13 protein-coding genes and 1 tRNA gene are annotated in these 19,513 nt (G+C 73.8%); 6 read left to right on the top strand and 8 right to left on the bottom strand.

Annotation, left to right across the window (positions count from 1 at the left end):
• Positions 1–153 precede the first annotated feature (153 nt).
• Together VSR01_RS06230 and VSR01_RS06225 are read left to right on the top strand one after the other, a co-directional pair.
• Positions 154–1,179: a carboxymuconolactone decarboxylase family protein gene (locus VSR01_RS06230; RefSeq protein WP_326448279.1), complete on the top strand. Its 1,026-nt coding sequence runs from the start codon at positions 154–156 to the stop codon at positions 1,177–1,179.
• A 163-nt stretch (positions 1,180–1,342) separates the two neighbouring features.
• A complete protein-coding gene (locus VSR01_RS06225; protein ID WP_326448278.1) occupies positions 1,343–2,071 on the top strand; it encodes a helix-turn-helix transcriptional regulator in 729 nt (242 codons plus the stop codon).
• A 196-nt stretch (positions 2,072–2,267) separates the two neighbouring features.
• Here the strand turns inward: VSR01_RS06225 and VSR01_RS06220 are convergent, their stop codons facing one another.
• Positions 2,268–3,278, bottom strand: coding sequence for an NAD-dependent epimerase/dehydratase family protein (locus VSR01_RS06220; protein ID WP_326448277.1), 1,011 nt, complete (start codon positions 3,276–3,278; stop codon positions 2,268–2,270).
• A gap of 166 nt (positions 3,279–3,444) precedes the next feature.
• Positions 3,445–4,815 carry a carotenoid oxygenase family protein gene (locus VSR01_RS06215; protein ID WP_326448276.1) on the bottom strand — a complete coding sequence of 457 codons (1,371 nt, stop codon included), beginning with the start codon at positions 4,813–4,815 and terminating at the stop codon, positions 3,445–3,447.
• 77 nt (positions 4,816–4,892) lie between these two features.
• On the opposite strand from VSR01_RS06215, the gene VSR01_RS06210 reads away from it, so the two are divergent.
• Positions 4,893–5,534, top strand: a complete 642-nt coding sequence (locus tag VSR01_RS06210) for a TetR/AcrR family transcriptional regulator (protein WP_326448275.1) — start codon at positions 4,893–4,895, stop codon at positions 5,532–5,534.
• A 172-nt stretch (positions 5,535–5,706) separates the two neighbouring features.
• Here the strand turns inward: VSR01_RS06210 and VSR01_RS06205 are convergent, their stop codons facing one another.
• The gene (locus VSR01_RS06205) at positions 5,707–6,672 is read right to left on the bottom strand and encodes a hypothetical protein (protein ID WP_326448274.1); all 966 of its coding nucleotides are present in this window, start codon (positions 6,670–6,672) and stop codon (positions 5,707–5,709) included.
• A gap of 497 nt (positions 6,673–7,169) precedes the next feature.
• Here VSR01_RS06205 and VSR01_RS06200 point away from each other — a divergent pair, with 497 nt between their 5' ends.
• Both VSR01_RS06200 and VSR01_RS06195 read left to right on the top strand, forming a co-directional pair.
• Complete coding sequence (locus VSR01_RS06200) at positions 7,170–7,793, top strand: GNAT family N-acetyltransferase (protein ID WP_326448273.1); 624 nt, start codon at positions 7,170–7,172, stop codon at positions 7,791–7,793.
• A 54-nt stretch (positions 7,794–7,847) separates the two neighbouring features.
• Positions 7,848–13,574, top strand: coding sequence for a type I polyketide synthase (locus tag VSR01_RS06195; RefSeq protein WP_442785649.1), 5,727 nt, complete (start codon positions 7,848–7,850; stop codon positions 13,572–13,574).
• 48 nt (positions 13,575–13,622) lie between these two features.
• Here the strand turns inward: VSR01_RS06195 and VSR01_RS06190 are convergent, their stop codons facing one another.
• From VSR01_RS06190 to VSR01_RS06170, 5 genes are all read right to left on the bottom strand, one after another.
• Complete coding sequence (locus tag VSR01_RS06190) at positions 13,623–14,681, bottom strand: LLM class flavin-dependent oxidoreductase (protein WP_326448271.1); 1,059 nt, start codon at positions 14,679–14,681, stop codon at positions 13,623–13,625.
• A gap of 44 nt (positions 14,682–14,725) precedes the next feature.
• Entirely contained in the window at positions 14,726–15,865 is a 1,140-nt protein-coding gene (locus tag VSR01_RS06185) for an ABC transporter substrate-binding protein (protein WP_326448270.1), read from the bottom strand.
• Positions 15,866–15,880: 15 nt separating this feature from the next.
• Positions 15,881–16,666: an ABC transporter permease gene (locus VSR01_RS06180; RefSeq protein WP_326448269.1), complete on the bottom strand. Its 786-nt coding sequence runs from the start codon at positions 16,664–16,666 to the stop codon at positions 15,881–15,883.
• Between the two features lie 77 nt (positions 16,667–16,743).
• Complete coding sequence (locus tag VSR01_RS06175) at positions 16,744–17,583, bottom strand: ABC transporter ATP-binding protein (RefSeq protein ID WP_326448268.1); 840 nt, start codon at positions 17,581–17,583, stop codon at positions 16,744–16,746.
• Between the two features lie 201 nt (positions 17,584–17,784).
• A tRNA-Leu gene (locus VSR01_RS06170) sits at positions 17,785–17,869 on the bottom strand.
• Positions 17,870–18,048: 179 nt separating this feature from the next.
• Between VSR01_RS06170 and VSR01_RS06165 the strand changes: the two genes are divergently transcribed.
• Positions 18,049–19,431 (top strand): M20/M25/M40 family metallo-hydrolase, encoded by a 1,383-nt coding sequence (locus VSR01_RS06165; protein WP_326448267.1) that lies wholly within the window; start codon positions 18,049–18,051, stop codon positions 19,429–19,431.
• Positions 19,432–19,513 lie beyond the last annotated feature (82 nt).

The raw sequence follows: 19,513 nt of genomic DNA, 5'->3' as shown, positions 1-19,513 counted from the left end.
CGCGCGAGCCGCGCGCCGGCGACGCACCACCGCACGGCCCGCGGCGGGCGCCCCCGCCCGCCGCGGCAGGCCCCCGGCCCTGCCGCCTCCCGGCCGTCCGCACGCGCCCGGGAGGCGGCGGAGCACGATCCGAAGCGCACGAGAGAGGACGTCATGCTTGCGACGATGGTGCGGGTCAGGCTGCGATCGCGTTCGCTGGTCCAGATCCGACGGGTCGCCCCGGTTCCCTTCGACACGCCTGAACCGGCCGTATCGCGTATCTATCGAGAGGTAGAGCGCGATTTCGGCGTACTTGCCCCTCCGGTCGCCCTGCACGCCGCGAGTCCGGCTACGACGGCCGCGGTCTGGCTGATGCTCAGGGAAACGCTGGTCGCGCCCGGCGCCGCCGACCGTGCGGATAAAGAAGCAGTGGCCGACGGTATTTCGCGCAGCAACTCCTGCCCTTATTGTGTGACGATGCACGGCGCTATGCTGGACGCGCTCGGTGCCGGGGCCGGATCCGTCCGGGTGCGGGACTGGGCGGAAACCAACGCGATCAGGGGGGCCGCAGTAGCCGATGAACTTCCCTTTCGAGAGGAAGCCGCTCCCGAACTCGTCGCCACGGCCGTGCTCATGCACTATCTCAACCGCATGGTGAATGTCTTCCTGGGCGAGGCGCCGCTGCCCCCCAAGGCGCCGGTGCAGGCGCTGAAGGTGGTCACGCCGGTGCTCAACTGGCTGCAGCGCTCCGCCGACCGCGACGCGGTCACCCCGGGCACCAGCATGGACCTGCTGCCGCGGGCGCCGCTCCCGGCGGACATGGCGTGGACCGCCGGCAACCCGGTGCTGATCGACGCCTTCTCCCGGGCGGCGGCGGCGATCGACCGGGTCGGCGAGCAGGCACTCCCCGCTGACGTGCGGGAACTCGTGCTGACCAGGCTGAAGGCGTGGGACGGGACGCCGCCCGGGATCAGCCGGGCCTGGGTGGAGGAGGCGGTCGGGGTGCTCGCGCCCGACGACCGCGCGGCGGGCCGGCTGGCGCTGCTGACGGCCTTCGCCTCGTACCAGATCGACGACGCGGTGGTGGACGCCTACCGGGCCACCGCGGACGGGCAGGACGCGCGCCTCATCGAGGCCACGGCCTGGGCGAGCCTGTCGGCCGCCCGCGAGGCCGCTTCATGGATGATCACGAAGAAATGAGCGAACGGACCGCACACGGCCCGGATATGTACGTCGCACACCGGGTAGGTCTCCTGAATTCACAGCGGAACCGCGCGATCTCAAGCAGGCGGATCACATCCAAGACGGGGGAATTCGGATGGAGTTGGCGGCAGAGGCAGCGATCAAACGCACAATCGGCATCATGTGGAATCGCTATCATGATCCACTGACGCTGGAGGAACTCGCGGACGAGGCGATCTTCAGCAAGTTCTACTATTCCCGGCTGTTCAGGGATGTCACCGGAATCTCACCGGGCCGTTTCCTCAGCGCCATCAGGCTCTACATGGCCAAGCGGCACCTGCTGGAATCCGGGGCGAGCGTCACCGACATCTCCTACCGGGTCGGATACAACAGCCTCGGCACGTTCACGAGTCGTTTCACCCGCAGCGTCGGCACCTCGCCGGCCCGGTACCGCATCCTGGCCGACTGCGGCATGCCACCGGTCGAACCGATGGTCGCCGCCTGTTCCGGTGGACAGAAGCTGTCCACCGTGACCGGTGAATTACACGCCCCGGACAGCGACATGCGGATGCGGATCTACGTCGCCGCGTTCAACACGCCGGTGGTGGAGGGCATACCCCAGGCGTGCGACGTCCTGGAGAAGCCCGGTCCGTTCCGGCTGGAGGTCCCGGACGGCCAGTGGTTCGTACGGGCGGCGGCCGTGGGCATCGACGACCAGCTCGACCCGCGGCCCCGGCTGCGCCGGCCGCGCCTGGTCGGCACCGCCTGGCCGGTGACCGCCCGCGGCGGCCGGATGTACAGCTCGGACCTGAAGCTGCGCCCGCTGGGCCCGTTCGACCTGCCGATCCTGCTCGCACTGCCGGGACTCGACGGAGGCGCCCTGAACCAGCTCGCCCAGGTCGCGCACTGACCTGAACGCGCATTCGCAGGACGGCAGTCGGCACAGCGCACGCAACGCACCGCTTGCCCGTGCGTTCCTTCTTTCGCGTCACACGCCACACCGCGCGCACCGTGAGCCCCGGCAGCACGATCGCCTCGGGCACCTCCGGCGCCGGGCGGGAGCACCTCATCGCTCCCGCCCCGGCCGGCCGGGCCGGACGCCCGCGTCATTCCCGACGCGGGCGTCCTGCCTGTCGTGCCGTCAGCAGTCCGTTGGTCCTCATCCACTCGACGGTGTCCGCCATCGTCTCGGCCACCGGTCGCGGCAGCACCCCGTAGGTCGGCTCGTCGTTCGCGATCCTGGCGTCGACCGCGCAGGTGTACACCGCGCCGAACTCCGCCGGGATGTGCCACGGCCAGACCCGCTGGGCCAGGTCGGCCAGCCGGGCCACCGGCACCATGGCCGCGCCCGGCAGGAACACCGTCGGCAGCCGCCGGCCGGTCACCTCGCGCAGCGTGGCCATGTACTGCCGGGTGGAGAGGTTGTGGTACGGCCCGAACACCCGCCCCGACTCGCCGGCCGGGCCGGTGATCAGCGCGGTGTGCAGGGCCGCGGTGTCGCGGACGTCGCCGACCGGGTAGCCGCCCAGCGGCCAGATCGGCATCAGCCCGCGCAACACGTCGCGCACCCGGGCGACCTGGTCGCCCACGTGCGGGTCGTGCGGTCCGAAGAGCGCCGGCGGGTAGACGATGGTCAGCGGCGCCCCCTCGGCCTGGTGCCGGCGCGCCACCTCCTCCGCCTCCGCCTTGGTCGCCATGTAGACGTCCTTCGGCCGGCCGACCGGGGTGTTCACGGTCAGCAGTCCGTCGGACGGCGGATACATCGACACGATGCTGGAGACGTACACGATCCGGCCGGCGCCCGCCGCGCGGGCCGCGTCCAGCACCACCTCGGTGCCCAGCCGGTTGACCTCGCGCATCTCCGCCGCGCGCCGGACGTCGAAGGAGTAGACGGAGGCCGAGTGCAGCACCGCGTCGGCGCCGCCGACCGCCGCGTCCACCGCGGCCCGGTCGCGCACGTCGCCGGTGGCGATCTCCACCGCGTCGGGGCCGTAGCCGTGCGGCGCGAGCGCCGGGGCGACAGCCGCCTTGTCCCGTACCAGAAGCCGTACCCGAAGGCCCGCGCGCAGCAGCGCGGCAACCGTGTGCGAGCCGACGAAGCCGGTCCCGCCCGTCACACTCACCAGCATGCGATCCCCCACAATCGATCGTTGGTCTGGCCTGTCACGGGTCGGTTGCGTCCCGCTGAATCGAGTGTCGTTCCGGCCGGTTTCCCGCGACTTCTCCCGGAGTGCCGGACGAGCGGGCGCTTGTCGTGGATTGCGCCATGTAGGGATGTGCCGGTCAGCGGCCCGCCGTCCACAGCGAGGCCAGCCCGTGCGGGGCGCGCACCGGCAGGTGCACCACGGCGACCGGGTCGCCGGTGAAGTCCGCGGTGTCGACGACCACCAGGTCGCTGCGGTCGGTGGCGTGGTCGTACACCATCGTCAGCACCCAGCCGTCGCCCTCCGGCGCGCTCGGCCCGCGCGGCACGAACACCGGGGCGCCGCCCTCGCGGCCGGGACCCAGGTCGTGCACGTCGGTGCGCATCGCGGTCAGGTCGTGGCGCAGCAGCTCGCGGCCGCCCAGCGCCCCGGCCAGGCCCGGCGCCATGCCGACCGACCAGGACCAGCGGTGCCGGGTGCCGGTCATCCGCTCGTCGATGCAGGGGAACTCCTCGGCGCCCTCGAACAGCCGGCGCTCGCTGACCGTGCCGCCGACCCGGTCGATGGTCCAGCGCCACATCGCCGGCTCGGACTCCACCGGGTGCAGCGGGTCGCGGTCGAAGGCGCGCTCGTGCCGGATCACGTCGACCACGATCTCCCGGCCGCGCTCGTAGGCGTTGACCGGGTGGAAGACGTAGCAGGGGTCGATGTCCATCCACAGCACGTCGGCGTCGCCGCCGTCGCGCGGGAGCACGCCCAGGCGCGCGCCGTGCGAGTCGTCCCAGCGGTACGGCACCCGGGACCCGGCGGCGGCGTCGGCCGCGCTGTAGGTCACCGGCAGGTCGTACAGCACGGTGTGACGGTCCGTCAGGGACAGTGCGTGCATCATCGGCGTGCCCTTGACCGCGATCGGCTCGGCGCGGCGCACCTTGCCGAGCGCGTCGACGGTCACGTAGGTGACGTGGTTCAGCTCGTGGTAGTAGGCCACCGCGTGCAGCTCCCCGGTCAGCGGGTCCTGCACCGGGCGGGCGCCGAAGCCGTCGGGCAGCGTGCCGCCGAAGTCGAACCGGTCGACGGTCTGCAGCTGCGGGCCGAGCCGGTGCGGCAGCACGCCGGCGTCGCCGAGCGCCAGCACGTTTCCCGCGTGCTGCACCAGTCCGGCGTTGGCGTTGTCGCCGAGTCCGTAACGGGGGCCGGGGGTGGGCAGTTCGCCCAGCTCGGCGGCCACCCGGTCGGTGCGCACCCAGCGGTTGCGGTACCAGTGCGCGCGCCCGCCGCCCAGCCGCACCGCGTGCACCATCGCGTCGCCCGCGAAGGTGTGCTCGACCGCGGGATCGTGGCCGCCGCGGCGTGCGCTCAGGGAGTTGGGGCCGATCCGCAGGAAGCTGCCGTCGAGTTCGCTCGGCAGCGTCCCGGTGATCGCCGGGGACGAGACCGTGACCTCATCGGCGACCGGCCGGTAGGCCCTGGAAAGGAGGTGCGACGTGCTGTGCGTGTCGTAGTCAAGCATCGCTGCCCGCCTCGTATATCGCCGTTATATAACGCTGTTGTTGTACAGGTTCGCAGTGCCGTGGAATCATGTCAAGGGTGAGCCCACGTCAGGTCGACCCCGACCTCAGCAGCCATCTCGTCGAGGCCGCCGCCAAACTGCTGGCGGAGGAAGGGCCCAAGGCGCTCTCGACGCGGCGGCTGGCCGCGGCGGTCGGGACGTCGACGATGGCGGTCTACACCCGCTTCGGCGGCAAGGACGATCTGGTCCGCGCGATGGTCCGCGAGGGCTTCCGGCTGCTCAACCAGCGGATGACCGACGTCGAGGAGACCGCCGACCCGGTCGAGGACGTGGTGGTGCTCGGCTGGGCCTACCGGCGCAACGCGCTGGAGCACCGGGCGCTGTACGGCGTGATGTTCGGCGGCTCCAACCTCGGCGGCTTCGCGCTCACCGACGAGGACCGCCAGCACGGCCGCTACACCCTGACCACCCTGGTCAAGGCCATCGAACGGTGCATGTCCCAGGGCCGGTTCAGGCCCGGCGACGCCCAACTGGTGGCCCATCAGATGTGGATCGCGCTGCACGGCCTGGTCGCCCTGGAACTGGGCGGCTACCTCATCGAGCCCTACGACGCGGACGCCTGCTTCGAGGCGCAGGTCTGCGGCATGCTGGTCGGCGCCGGCGAGGACCCGGACGAGGCTGCGACCACGATGAAGCGGGCCCGCGAGCGCCCGGCCTGAGCCGCCCGGCACACCGCGGGCGCGCCTACCGCGCCGCCCCGCGGAACCCATCCGATCCGCACGCACGACGGCGGGGCCGGCACGAGTGCCGGCCCCGCCGTCGCGGGTCGGTGCGGTCGGGTCGGTGGCTGGTCAGCGGTTGGTCAGTGGTTGGTCAGTGGTTGTTCCTTGGTCAGTGGTTGTTCCATGGCGCGGTCGGGAACCACATGTAGCCCAGTCGGCCGAGCACACGCAGCTCCCAGTACGCCAGCGTGAACGCGCCCGCGACGAAGAACGCCGAGGCCGTGACCGTGGCGATCCGCCCCGGCTTGGCCTGCAGCCAGTGCTGCACCCGGCCGCCGGTGCCGTACGACAGCAGCAGGAACAGCAGCGTCATCACCACGATGTTGCCGACCGACTGCAGGGCGAACGCCAGCGCGCCGTAGAACGGGTTGTGCTCCTCGGCGGCGTGCCGGAACAGGTTGCGGAACAGCGGGTAGGGCCGGCCGATCAGGAAGCCGCCGATCAGCGCGCCCATGATCACCAGCGGTGCGTTGGCGAACCGCCGGGACAGCCCCGCGAGCGGGTCGGGGATCAGGCCCGCCGAGGCCAGCCCGAGCACCACCATGGCCAGCCCGACCAGGCCGAACGCGATCATCGACTGCGCGGTCCTGGGCGAGATCCCGCTGGTCTGCGCGGTGGAGAACTGCGGCATGTGGGTGCCGACCAGACCCACGATGACGCCGTAGGCCGCCGAGACGGTGATCATGCCCACCGACAGCCAGCCGATCGGCCGCAGCGTCTGCGCCAGCCGGGTCCTGCGCGACTCGTGCTGCCCGACCAGCGGGCCGACCGCGCCGAACGCGGCGATGTTGCACGCGGTGAACGAGCCCGCCATGCCGGAGACGAACGCGAACAGCACGCCCGAGGCGATGCTGCTGATCGGCGCCTGCGGGTCGTGGCCCAGCATGTCGTTCGCGGAGTTCACACCGATCTGGTCGTCGACCAGCTTCGCCGACCAGAGGTAGGAGATCACCAGGCCGGCGATCAGGCTGAGCACCAGCACGACGACGCGCCGGCGCGGGAAGATTCCTGTGACGAAGGTCGAGGACTGCGTACCGGTGCTGACCGGTGCCTGGGGTATGTCGAGGTTGGTCACCCGAGTGCCTCCTTGGCCGGGGTGGGGAAGGGGCAGAGCAGAACGGGGCATGACAGGACGGAACAGGGCAGGGCGGAACACGGCGGAGCGGGGCGGCGCGAGCGGCGGGCATGGAGACGTCCGCCGGACGGAGTGGAGCTCCGGCGTGCGCGGGGGAGTGCTCGCGGGGGGCGCCTGCGGCGGCCGCGAGAAGACGGCGGTCGGCGCCGGGCCGGAAGCGGAACGCCGCCCGCCTTCGCGCGGCTGCCTCCCGGCGCGGTGCCTGCGCCAGATCCCCGTGGTGTACCAGTCGTACCAGTCGATGGGTGACACGCTCCGGTGGGAGCGGCAGTCCCACATCCTGAAGTGCTCGCGAGCGCGAAGACTTCTCGCAGCTTGCTCTGGAACGCTGCTTTCCGGCCATTGTGCGCGTCGGCGTACGCCGGGTGGAATGCGGCGGTTCGTCCCGGTCGGAAAAGGCCGCGCACCGGCCCGGGACGCCCTGTTACGTTGACGCGATGGCCGAGCTGCGAACCGAACGCCTGCTACTGCGCCGCTGGCACGAGAGCGACCTCGCACCCTGGGCGGCGATGAACGCCGACCCGCTGGTGCGCGCGTATCTGGGCGGCGTGGTGCCCCGGGCGCAGGCGGAGGCGTCGGCGCGGCGCTTCGATCGGGAACTGGAGGAGCGCGGCTGGGGCTGGTGGGCCGTCGAGGTGCGTGCCACCGGCGAGTTCATCGGCTTCACCGGACTCGACCCGGTGGACGAGGAGATGCCCTTCACCGGCGTCGAGGCCGGCTGGCGGCTGGCCCGCGCCGCCTGGGGCAGGGGCTACGCCACCGAGGCCGCCGTCGCCGTGCTGGACTTCGGGTTCCGCGTCCTCGCGCTGCCGGAGATCCTCGCGGTCACCGCGGCGACCAACCGGCGCTCCCAGCGGGTCATGCGCAAGCTCGGCATGACCCGGGACCCCGCCGACGACTTCGACGACCCGTCCATGCCGCCGGGCCCGCACCGGCCGGGCGTGGTGTACCGCGTGAAGCGCTCCGCCTTCGAAGCCGCCCGCGCCGCCCATGCCGCCCGCGCCGCCCATGCCGTCCGCGCCACCCGCGCCACCCGCGCCACCCGCGCCGACGGAACGTGAGACAGAGCACTTTGTGCCGCAAGTGCTTCGCGCCGGCCGGGTGACCGCCGCAGAATCCCTTCCAAAGCCCTTACCGGACGGAACGCAGTCTCTCCCCTTCTATGGGGGTTCTATGGGGAAAACGCCCATCGGGGTATCCGGACCAGGTCGGCGCGCGCTCAGCGTCGCCGGGCGCCGGGGGGCTCGTCGCGCGGGAGAGGACTGGGACGTGGGCGACGTGGCACGAGGGACGCGGGACCGCGAACAGGAGCCGGTGGCGATCATCGGCATGAGCTGCAGGTTCGCACCGGACCTCGACTCCCCGGGAAACTCTGGACGTATCTGGCCGAGGGCCGCAGCACCGTGCGCGACATGCCGGGCAAGCGCTGGGACCCGTACGCGGCGGCCGGACCGCAGGCGACCGCGATCCTGCGGCGCACCACCCGCAAGGGCTCGTACCTCGACGACATCGAGGGCTTCGACGCGGACTTCTTCGGGATCTCCCCGCGCGAGGCGGACCACCTGGACCCGCAGCAGCGGATCGTGCTGGAGCTGGCCTGGGAGGCACTGGTCGACGCGGGCGTCGCACCGCTGTCGCTGGGCGGCTCCGAGGCCGGCGTCTTCGTCTCCGCCAACTCCAACGACTACGGCCGGCGGCTGCTGGAGGACCTGCCGCGCTCCGGCGCCTACGCGGTCAACGGCACCACCTTCTACGGCATGGCCAACCGGATCTCCTACGCGCTGGACCTGCGCGGGCCGAGCATGGCGGTGGACACCGCGTGCGCCGGGTCGCTGACCGCGCTGCACCTGGCCTGCCAGAGCCTGCGGCTCGGCGAGTCGCCGGTGGCGATCGTCGGCGGGGTCAACGTGATGGCGACCCCGGCGCTCTTCGTCGCCCTGGACGCGGCGGGCGCGACCTCGCCGGACGGCCGCAGCAAGGCCTTCGACCGCGCGGCCGACGGCTACGGGCGCGGCGAGGGCGCGGGCGTCGTGGTCCTCAAGCCGCTGGCCGACGCCCGCCGCGACGGCGATCCCGTGCTGGCGGTGATCCGCGGCAGCGGTGTGTTCCAGGACGGCCGCTCCGACGGCATGATGGCGCCGAACGGCTCCGCCCAGGAGCACATGCTGCGCCGCACCTACGCCCGGGCCGGCATCGCGCCGCGGTCGGTGGACTACGTCGAGGCGCACGGCACCGGCACCCCGGCGGGCGACCGCGAGGAGGCGCAGGCGCTGGCCGATGTCTTCGGCGCCGGGCGCACCGCGGACGACCCGTGCCTGATCGGATCGGTCAAGCCCAATCTCGGGCACACCGAGGCGGGTTCGGGCATCGCGGGACTGATCAAGACAGTCCTGGCGCTGCGCCATGGCCAGATCCCGCCGAGCCTGCACACGGTGCCGAACCCGGACTTCGACTGGGCGTCCTCGGGCCTGCGGCTGGTCGCCGAGCGCACGCCGTGGCCGGCCGCTGGCCGCCCGCGGCTGGCCGGCGTCTCCAGCTACGGGGTCGGCGGCTCGATCGCCCACCTGATCGTCGAGGAGGCGCCGGCCGACGTGGCGCCTCCGGCGCCGGGGTCGTACGGCGTGCCGGTGGACGGTCCCGGGGCGGACGGCGCGGGTGGTCGGCGGGCGGACGCGGGCGCGGACGGTGGTCAGGTGGATGGTGACCGGGCGGCCGGCGGTCAGGCGGAGACGGACGGTGACCGGGCGGGCGGCGGGAGCGCCGTCTTCCCGCTGTCCGCGATGTCGGAGGGCGGGCTGCGCGACCTCGCCGCGCGGACCGCGGACTGGCTGGACGGGCACCGCGACGCGGACCTCGCGTCGGTCGGCCACACACTGGCGCTGCGCCGCTCGCACCTGGCGCAGCGCGCCGCGGTCGTCGCCGCGGACGCCGGCGAGCTGTCCGCGCGGCTGCGCGCGGTGGCCGAGAACCGCAGGACCGCCGGGGTGGCGACGGCGCGGACCACCGCCGGCCGGGCCGCGGACGTGGTCATGGTCTTCTCCGGGCACGGCGCCCAGTGGTCCGGGATGGGCCGGCACCTGCTGGACCGGGAGCCCGCGTTCACCGCCGCGATCGACTCCCTCGCGGACGTCTTCCGCGAGGAGGCCGGCTGGACCCCGCGCGAGGCGATCACCGCGGGCGGCCCGTGGACCTCCTCCCAGGCGCAGGCGATGACCTTCGCCATGCAGATCGGCCTGAGCGAGGTGTGGCGCGCGCACGGGGTGCGGCCCGGCGCGGTGATTGGCCACTCGGTCGGCGAGATCGCCGCGGCGGTCGCCGCGGGCGTCCTGGACGTGCGGGAGGCCGCTCGCTTCGCCTGCCGCCGCGCTGCCGCGCTGCGGCAGTTGGAGGGCGCAGGCGCGATGGCGCTGGTCGCCCTGGCGTTCGACGAGGCGGCGGCCCGGCTGCACGGCCGCGAGGACGTCGTCGCGGCCATCGCCGCGAGCCCGCGCTCGACCGTGGTCTCCGGCGACGCCGAGGCCGTCCGCCGGGCCGCCGCCCAGTGGCGCGAGGAGGGCCTCGCCGTCTGGGACGTGGACACCGACATCGCCTTCCACAGCGCGCACGTCGACGCCGTCGTGGGCGAGGTCGCGGCGGCGGCCGGCGAGCTGCGCCCCCGCCCGTCCCGCGTCCCGCTGTACTCCACCGCGCTGGAGGACCCGCGCGGCGACGCGCCCCGCGACAGCGCCTACTGGGCGGCCAACCTGCGGCAGCCGGTCAGGTTCGCGGCGGTCGTGGCGGCGGCGGCCGAGGACGGCCACCGGCTGTTCCTGGAGGTCTCCTCGCACCCGGTGGTGGCCCACTCGGTCCGCGAGACGACGGCGGAGCTGGGCGCGGAGGACGCCGTGGTCGCCCACACTCTGCGCCGCGACACCCCCGAACTCCCGTCGGTGCTCGCCGGGCTGGCCGAGCTGTACTGCGCGGGCGCCGCGGTGGACTGGCGGTCCGCGCAGCCGGCCGGCAGCCTGCTCGCGCTGCCGGGCGTGGCCTGGCAGCATCGCCCGTACTGGATCTTCCCGCAGGGGCCGGGCGGCGCCGCCGGGCCCGGCGGCGGCCACGACCCGGAGCGGCACAGCCTGCTCGGCGGCCGGATGACGGTCTCCGGCGCGCCGCCGCGCCAGGTGTGGCAGACCTACCTGGACCTGACCTGCCGGCCGTATCCCCAGGACCACCTGGTGGTCGGCGTGGAGATCACCCCGGCCGCGTCGATCATCAACACGTTCGCGATCGCCGCGGCGCGCGACGGCCGGCTGCCGGGCCTCAGCGACATCGTGCTGCGCACGCCGCTGGCGGTCACCCCGCCGCGGGTGGTGCAGGTCGTGCTCAGCGAGAACTCGCTGCGGCTGGCCAGCAGGGTCGCGCCGGAGGCCGGTCCGGGCGAGGGCGCGGCGGCGGACGCGGGCGGCGCCGGGCCGGAGGACGAGGAGTACGAGTGGATCACCCACACCACCGCGACCGCCGATCCCGGCCGTGAGCCGGCCGCCGGACGGGTGGACGCGGCGGCGGTGCGCGAGCGCTGCGACGACGTGTGGGACTGGCCGCGGGTGGACGCGCTCTTCACCACCAAGGGCGTCGGCGGGTACGCGTTCCCCTGGGGCCTGGACGAACTGCGCCGCAGCGCCGACGAGCAGCTGTCGGTCCTCACGCTGGAGCCGGAGCCCGCGCGGCACGCGGCGAGCTGGGCGCACGTCGTGGACGGCGCGCTGACCATCAGCGCGGTGCTGGTGACACCCGAGGACGCGCACCGGCTGTGGATGTCCTCCTACATGGGCGGCGTCGCCTTCCGCGGCGAGCCGCCGGCCAGGATCACCGTGCACACGCGCCGCTCGGACCGCTCGCCCGAGGACACCGTGGACGTCCTGGTCGCCGACGACACCGGTGCGATCGTCTGCGAGGTCACCGGGCTGCGGTTCGCGCCGCTGCAGGACCAGACCCGCGGGGCGGCGTCGGCGCACGACCTGGTCCACGAGATCGTCTGGCGCCCGCTGGACGCCCTCGCGGGCGGCGGCACGGGGGGTGTGGCCGTCGACGCGGACGCCGGCCCGGACTCCGTCCTGGCCGGCTCCGGGATCGTGCTGGTCGGTGACGCGCCCGAGGGCGCGGCGCTGGCCGAGCAGTGGCGCCGCGCCGGCGTGCGGGTGACCCGCTTCACCTCGGCCGAGGACGCGGAGCCGGCGCTGCTGGCCGCCGCCGGCGCGGTGGTCGTCGCGCCCGCGCTCCCCGGCCCGGACGAGCCCGTCGAGACCGCGGCCGAGCACTGCGCCTGGACGCTGATCCGCACCGCCCAGCGCCTCGCCTCGGCCCGCTCCGACGCCCGCGCGAGCGCCGCCGCGGCCACCGCCGCCGGCGCGAGGGAAGCCACGCCCGGCGGCCCCGGCCGTGCCGGCGGCGCGGGCGCGGACCCGCGGCTGTGGGTGCTGACCCGTGGCGTACGGGAGGCGGCCGACGAGTCCGCGCTCGCCCACGGCACGCTGTGGGGCGTCGCCCGCATCGTGGCCGGCGAGCACCCGGAGCTGTGGGGCGGGGCCGTCGACCTCGGCGCCGCCCCCGACCGCGCCGACGCCGCCGCGCTGCTGCGGGTCTTCGCCGCGATGCCCGGCGAGGAGGACGTGGTGTCGCTGGCCGGCGGGCAGCTCGCGGTGCCGCGGCTGGCCGCGGTGGACCGGCCGGCGGGCCCGCCCGCGGTGCAGTGCCGGCCCGGCGGCACATATCTGGTCACCGGCGGCCTCGGCGGCCTCGGCCTGCTGGTGGCGGGCTGGCTGGTGGACCGCGGCGCGACCCGGCTGCTGCTGGCCGGCCGGCACGGGCTGCCGCCGCGCGAGCGCTGGGAGGAGGTCACCGACCCCGCGCTGCGCCGCCGGATCGACGGCGTGCTGGCGCTCGAGGCGCTGGGCGCGACCGTCAGGGTGCTGGAGGTGGACATCGCCGACGCGGCGGCGGTCGCCGCGGCGCTCGCGCCCTCGGCGCACGGGCTGCCGCCGGTGCGGGGCGTCGTGCACGCGGCCGGCGCGGTCGACGACGCGCTGCTCGGCAACGTCGACCGGGACGGGCTGCGCCGCGTGCTGGCGCCGAAGGCGGACGGCGCGATGGTGCTGCACCGGCTCTTCCCGCCCGGCGCGCTCGACTTCTTCGTGCTGTTCTCCTCCTCGGGACAGTTCGCCCGGCTCACCGGGCAGACCGCCTACGCGGCGGCGAACTCCTTCCTCGACACCCTCGCCGCGCACCGCGGCGCCGGCGGCGGGGCGACCACCAGCATCGGCTGGACCTCCTGGCGCGGGGTGGGCATGTCCGAGGCGATCGAGGGGACCATGCTGGAGGCCAACTCCCGCGGCCTGGAGGCGGTCTCGCCGGCCGAGGCGTTCCGCGCCTGGGCCTACGCCGACCGGCGGCCGGCCCCGTACCAGGCGGTCCTGAAGGTGCTGCCGACCGCGCCCGGCAGCACCCGGCCGCCGATGCTGCGCGAGCTGACCGCGCCGGACCCGGCGGCCGGGGACGACGGCGCCGGCTTCGTGCTCGACTGGGACGCGCTGCCCGAGCGGGAGGCGCGCGAGGCGGTGGCGCTGGAGGTGCGCGACCAGGTCGCCGCCGAGCTGAACCTGGCCGCGGAGGAGATCGACTTCCGGCGCCCGCTGGTGGAGTTGGGCATCGACTCGGTGATGACGGTCGCGCTGCGGGTGCGGCTGGCCCGCCGGTTCGGCCTGGACCTGCCGCCCACCGTCCTGTGGGACAAGCCCACGGTCGGCGCGCTGGCCGCCCACCTCGTGGAGCACCTGCGCCCGCGGGAGGAGGCCGCGCCGGCGTAGCGCGGCCCGGACGCGTCGGGCCGCCGCGCACCGGGGGAGCGCGGCCGGTCAGGCCGCCGCGTCGTGCGCGCGCAGCGCGGGCAGCACCGTCTCGCCGAACAGCAGCAGGTCCTCGTCGTACTCCGGGAAGATCAGCATGAGCCCGTCGAGCTCGGCCTCGCGCACGATGTACTCGATGTGCTCGGTGACCGTGTCCGCGGAGCCCGCGACGTACGCGGTCTGGAACGCCGCCTCGCCCTCGGCGCCCTCCGCCCAGGCGCGGGCCTGGTCCTCGGGCACGCCCCAGGTCCTGCGCATGCGGGCGAGCGCCTCGCGGTCCAGCCCGGCGCCCCACGCGCCGACCTTCCGCGCCGCCAGCGCGTCGGTCTCGTCCTGCACGACGGTGAGCATCGAGTACGTCCGGCAGACGCGGCCGTGCGCCGCGGCCCGCGCGTGGACGTCGGCCGAGAGCATCCGCATCTCGTCCAGACTCTCGGCGGCCAGGAAGGCGCCGTCGGCCCACCGCGCCTGGAAGCGGCGCGCGTCCTCGGACCGGCCCGCGCTGATGACGGTCGGGCGGACGGCCGGGCGTGGCCGGGACTGGCAGTCGACGAGGTCGAAGTACGGCGTGTGCATGGTGACCGAGGGCTCGGTCCACAGCCGGACCACCGCCTGGGTCCACAACTCCGTCATTCGGTAGCGGTCCTCGTGGCCGAGCCCGGGGTCCCAGAGGCCGAACTGCTCGAACTCCCCGGCGTAGGAGCCGTTCACGATGTTCAGCCCGGCCCGGCCGCCGGAGACGTCCTGGAGGGTGGCGAGCATCTTCGCCGCGACGGCCGGGTTGTGGACGTTCGCGTGCAGCGTCGCCCAGATCCGCACCCGGGACGTGGCCTCGGCGAGCGCCGACATCATCGTCACCGACTCCAGCGAGCGGCCCCAGTGGTCGGTGCTGCCGCCGAAGCCGCGCCACTTCGCCATCGACATCACGAAGTCCAGGCCGATGCGCTCCGCGTACAGCGCCGCGCGCCGGTTCCACGCGTAGCTCGCCTCGGGATGCGGCGCGGTCGTGGACAGCATCCAGCCCCCGTTCCCGATGGGCAGGAAGATTCCGTACTCTTTCGCAGGCATGGGCGCGGGCCCCCTTCCGTGAGATTCCTCGGACCGCCGTGCGGCTACGGCGCGGGCCAGACGAGCGTGCCGCCGGAGTAGAGGCCGTCGACGAACGACGTGTCGAACCACCCCTTCGCCCGGTCGGCGGTCACGCTCGCCGGCACGATCGCGAACCGGCGCAGCATGTCGGCGATCCTCCCGACGTTGGACAGGTCGATGCCGCCCAGCGGCTGTGCGGGCGTCGGGTTGTCGCCCACGACCTTCGTCTCGGTCTTCCAGATGGTCGTGTTGAGCGCCTTGTCGTACATCGGGCCGGAGAGTTTCGCCGCGTAGCCGACGCACTCGGCGATGTGCCGCTCGCTCGCCGAGCAGTAGGCGTAGGCGTGCAGCGCCGCGCGCAGGACGTCCTGGACGGCTTGCGGATGGGCCTTGGCGAACGCCGGGTTGACGGCCATCGCGCCCAGCGAGCTGGGGATGCCGAAGTCGACGGGCTGCCACACGGTGACGTCCTTCCCGGCCGCCCTGAGCTGGTTCGGCTCGTTGGAGACGAACCCGGTGAGCGCTTCGAGGCCGCCCTGCCGGCGGGGGAGCACCGAGGGGTCGTACCCCTCCTTCACCAGCTTCAGCGAGTCCCAGTCGACCCCCGCCCGGACCATCATGGCCTCGACGGCGGCCGGCACGTAGCCCTTGTGGCCGACCTCCTTGCCGTCGAGCTGGGGGAGCCGGGTGATGTCCTTGTTGGTCATCAGGACGTCCAGGCCGGCATCGGAGTACGAGGAGACGCCCTCGACGGCGATCCCGTTGGCGCGGGCCTGGATGACGTCCTGCTCGGCGACGGCGGACACCGTCGCCTGCCCGCTGGCCAGCAGCTTGGTGTTCTGCGCGGTGTCGCCGGTGCCGGGCCTGAGCGTCACCGTCAGGCACAGGTCGTCGAAGTAGCCCAGCCTCGCCGCGGCGACGTACTCCAGGATCGACACCGAGGACTGGTACTGGTATCCGGAGAGGTAGGTGATCCGGCCGGCCGCCTCGTTCCGGGCGCAGCGCTCCGCCGAGACGGCCGAACCCCTGGCGCCGGTCCGGGACCTGCCGTCGGGACCGGGGTCCGAGCCGGAGCCGCAGGCCGCGACTGCCGCCGCCAGCGCGAGGGCGGTGAGGCCCGCGAGCGCGGACCGGAGGAGGCGGTGGTGCGGGCGCGGCTGCATGGGCGTCTCCAGGGGTCAGTCGGGGGCGCCGGTGTGCCGGCGCAGGACGCGGCGCTCGACCAGCGTGACGGCGAGCAGCAGGGCCACGCCCATCACCGCGAGCACGAAGATCGACGCGTAGACGACGGGCAGTTGGTTCATCGACGAGGCCGTCCCGATCGCCGTGCCCAGCCCGCGGGTCGAGCCCGCCGCGGACATCTCGGCCACCACGGCGCCGATGATCGACAGCGGCAGGACGATGCGCAGCGCGGCGAAGAGGTAGGGCAGCGCGTACGGCACCCGCAGGTGCCACAGCACCTCCAGCCGGCCGGCGTCGACCGTCCGGTACACCTGGAGCACCGGTCGCGGCACGGACCGCAGGCCCGTCGCGGTGTTGATGAGGATCGGGAAGAAGCAGATCAGGCCCGTGATGATCAGCTTGGGCAGCGGGCCGAAGCCGAAGGCCACCACCAGGGCGGGCGCGATCGCGACCAGCGGGGTGACGTTGAGGACGACCGCGACGGGCATCACCGCCCGCCGGACGACGGCCAGTTCGCTGGTCAGGACCGCGAGGACGAAGGCGGCGGCGAACCCCATCGCGAGCCCCGCGGTCGCCTCGCCCAGGGTGACCGAGGCGTTGTCGACGTAGTAGCCGAGGTGCGAGGTCAGCGAACCGCCGACCGCGCGCAGCGGCGGCAGCAGATACGGCAGCCGCCGGGCGCCGTACTCCCACAGAGCGGCGAGCACCGCCAGCATCACCACCAGCGGCAGCCACACGTCGGGACGCGCCCGGGCGGCCAGGGACCGGGCGCCCGGCGTCATCCGTCCCCCCTGCCTCGTGCGCGTCAGGTCCCGTGGGCGCCTCGCCTCTCTCGTGCGCCTCGTGCGCCTCATACGCCTCATGCGCTCGATGTGCCGTCGTCGTGCCAGGCGCGGCGCAGCCGGTCCCTGACCAGGTCCTCGTACGCGTGGAACCGGTGCTCCGCGAGGAGGTGTTCGCCGCGCGGCCGGGGCAGGTCGATCTGCACGGCGTCCACGATGCGGCCGGGGGCGCGGGCCATGACGACCACGGTGTCCGAGAGCCGGACCGCCTCGGCCACCGAGTGGGTGACGAACAGCACCGTCGTCCGCAACTCCTCCCACAGGTCCAGCAGTTGGTCCTGGAGCCGCTCGCGGGTGAACTCGTCGAGCGCGGAGAAGGGCTCGTCCATGACCAGCAGGTCGGGCCGCAGGCCGAAGGCGCGCACGATCGCCACCCGCTGGCGCATGCCGCCGGACAACTGGGCCGGAACTTTGTGCACCACTTCGCCGAGCCCCGCCCTGACGAGGAGCCGGCGCATGTCGTCGGCCGACGGCGCCGCGTCCCGCTCGGCGAAGCCGGCCATGCGCTCGCGGCGCCCGGCCGCACCGCGGTTGACCTTCTGCGGCAGCGTGACGTTGCGCAGCACGGACATCCACGGCAGCAGCGCCGGACTCTGCGGCACCAGGCCGATCAACTTGGCGGCGCACGCCTCGGCCGGGGTCACCCCGTGCACCAGGACCTCGCCGCGGTCCGGCTCCTCAAGGCCCGCGACCAGGCGCAGCAGCGTCGACTTGCCGCAGCCGCTGGGCCCGATCAGGCTGACGAACCGACCGCTCCCGACGGTCAGGCAGACGTCGTCCAGGGCCACCGTCGCGGACGGCCCGTGCCCGTAGGCGCGGTGCACGGATCGCAGCTCAAGCGCGGGCGCTCCCGGCACCGTCACCCTCCGTCCCCGTCGCGGACAGTCGCGCCCGGCTCCCGACGGGCTTAGACGTTCTGCCCCACCCGGACGGCGATCACGCACCGCGTGCGAGCGGCTGCGCGGAGTTTCGGCCACGCGGCGACCCGCGGGCGCACAGCACAACGCCCGGGCGGGAGCCGATCCCGACCCGGGCGATGCCGTGGTGTGTCGTGCGAGTGTCCGAGGGGGGACTTGAACCCCCACGCCCGATAAAGGGCACTAGCACCTCAAGCTAGCGCGTCTGCCATTCCGCCACCCGGACCCGGTGGATGTCACCGCAACCTGTCGGGGCTGTGGCGACCGGGTAAACCATAGCAAAGATCGGGCGTCGGCGATCACCGGCCGGCGGCCGTCCCTTGGGCCGTGCGGGGGTCGCGGGGGAGGATGGGACAGTCACGGGAGACCCTTCGCGCAAGCAGCGGGGAAACAGGAGGAACCAAGGTGAGCGAGTCGACGAGCGGGACGGTCCCCGGGCGGGGCGCGAGCACGGCCACGGGCACGGGTGCGGGCGCGGACGACGCCGCGCGCAGCGGCCAGGACGAGGTCGTGGAGCTGTGCAGCGAGCTGATCCGGATCGACACCAGCAACTACGGCGACCACTCCGGCCCCGGCGAGCGCGCCGCCGCCGAGTACGTCGCGGCCAAGCTCGCCGAGGTCGGCCTCGAACCGCAGATCTTCGAGTCGCACTCCGGCCGCGCCTCCACCGTCGCCCGCATCGAGGGCGCCGACCCCTCGCGCCCGGCGCTGCTCATCCACGGCCACCTCGACGTGGTGCCGGCCAACGCCGCCGACTGGACCCGCGACCCCTTCGGCGGCGAGGTCGCCGACGGCTGTGTGTGGGGCCGCGGCGCGGTCGACATGAAGGACATGGACGCCATGACCCTCGCGGTGGTGCGCGACCGGCTGCGCACCGGCCGCAAGCCGCCGCGCGACATCGTGCTCGCCTTCCTCGCCGACGAGGAGGCCGGCGGCGTCTACGGCGCCCGGCACCTGGTCGACAACCACGCCGACCTCTTCGAGGGCGTCACCGAGGGGATCGGCGAGGTCGGCGGCTTCTCGTTCACCGTGGACGAGAACCGGCGGCTGTACCTGATCGAGACCGCCGAGAAGGGCATGCACTGGATGCGGCTCACCGTGGACGGCACCGCGGGGCACGGCTCGATGACCAACAAGGACAACGCGATCACCGAGCTGTGCGAGGCCGTCGCCCGGCTCGGCCGGCACGAGTTCCCGGTCCGTGTCACCCCCTCGGTGCGCGGCTTCCTGGACGAGCTGTCCGACGCCTTCGGGGTCGAGCTGGACCCCGAGGACATGGAGACCACGCTCACCCGGCTCGGCGGCGTCGCCCGCATGATCGGCACCACCCTGCGCAACACCGCCGCGCCGACCATGCTCGGCGCCGGCTACAAGGTGAACGTGATCCCCGGCCAGGCCACCGCGCACGTCGACGGCCGCTTCCTGCCCGGCTACGAGGAGGAGTTCCTCGCCGACCTGGACCGGGTGCTCGGCCCGCGGGTCAAGCGCGAGACGCTGCACTCCGACAAGGCGCTGGAGACGAGCTTCGACGGCTCGCTGGTGGAGGCGATGCGCTCGGCGCTCAAGGCCGAGGACCCGATCGCGCACGCCGTGCCGTACATGCTCTCCGGCGGCACCGACGCCAAGTCCTTCGACGCCCTGGGCATCCGCTGCTTCGGCTTCGCGCCGCTGCAGCTGCCGCCCGAGCTGGACTTCGCCGGGATGTTCCACGGCGTGGACGAGCGGGTGCCGGTGGACGGGCTGAGGTTCGGCGTCCGGGTGCTCGACCACTTCATCGACAACGCCTGAGCCGTTCGGTTCGCCGTGCCGTTCGGTTCGCCGTGCCGTTCGGTTCGCCGGGCCGTTGCGCGCCGGCCGATCCGACGATCCG

The organism is Actinacidiphila sp. DG2A-62 (assembly GCF_035825295.1).
In the GTDB taxonomy this organism is placed as follows: domain Bacteria; phylum Actinomycetota; class Actinomycetes; order Streptomycetales; family Streptomycetaceae; genus Actinacidiphila.
Note: the sequence above shows the minus strand (reverse complement) of the source record. Positions and strands in the feature narration are given on the sequence as shown.

Bases quoted from the DNA above. Each gene is read 5' to 3' on its own strand.
- VSR01_RS06230 (WP_326448279.1), top strand. From the start codon at position 154: ATGCTTGCGACGATGGTGCGGGTCAGGCTGCGATCGCGTTCGCTGGTC.
- VSR01_RS06225 (WP_326448278.1), top strand. From the start codon at position 1,343: ATGTGGAATCGCTATCATGATCCACTGACGCTGGAGGAACTCGCGGAC.
- VSR01_RS06215 (WP_326448276.1), bottom strand. From the start codon at position 4,815: ATGCTTGACTACGACACGCACAGCACGTCGCACCTCCTTTCCAGGGCC.
- VSR01_RS06200 (WP_326448273.1), top strand. From the start codon at position 7,170: ATGGCCGAGCTGCGAACCGAACGCCTGCTACTGCGCCGCTGGCACGAG.
- VSR01_RS06190 (WP_326448271.1), bottom strand. From the start codon at position 14,681: ATGCCTGCGAAAGAGTACGGAATCTTCCTGCCCATCGGGAACGGGGGC.
- VSR01_RS06185 (WP_326448270.1), bottom strand. From the start codon at position 15,865: ATGCAGCCGCGCCCGCACCACCGCCTCCTCCGGTCCGCGCTCGCGGGC.
- VSR01_RS06180 (WP_326448269.1), bottom strand. From the start codon at position 16,666: ATGACGCCGGGCGCCCGGTCCCTGGCCGCCCGGGCGCGTCCCGACGTG.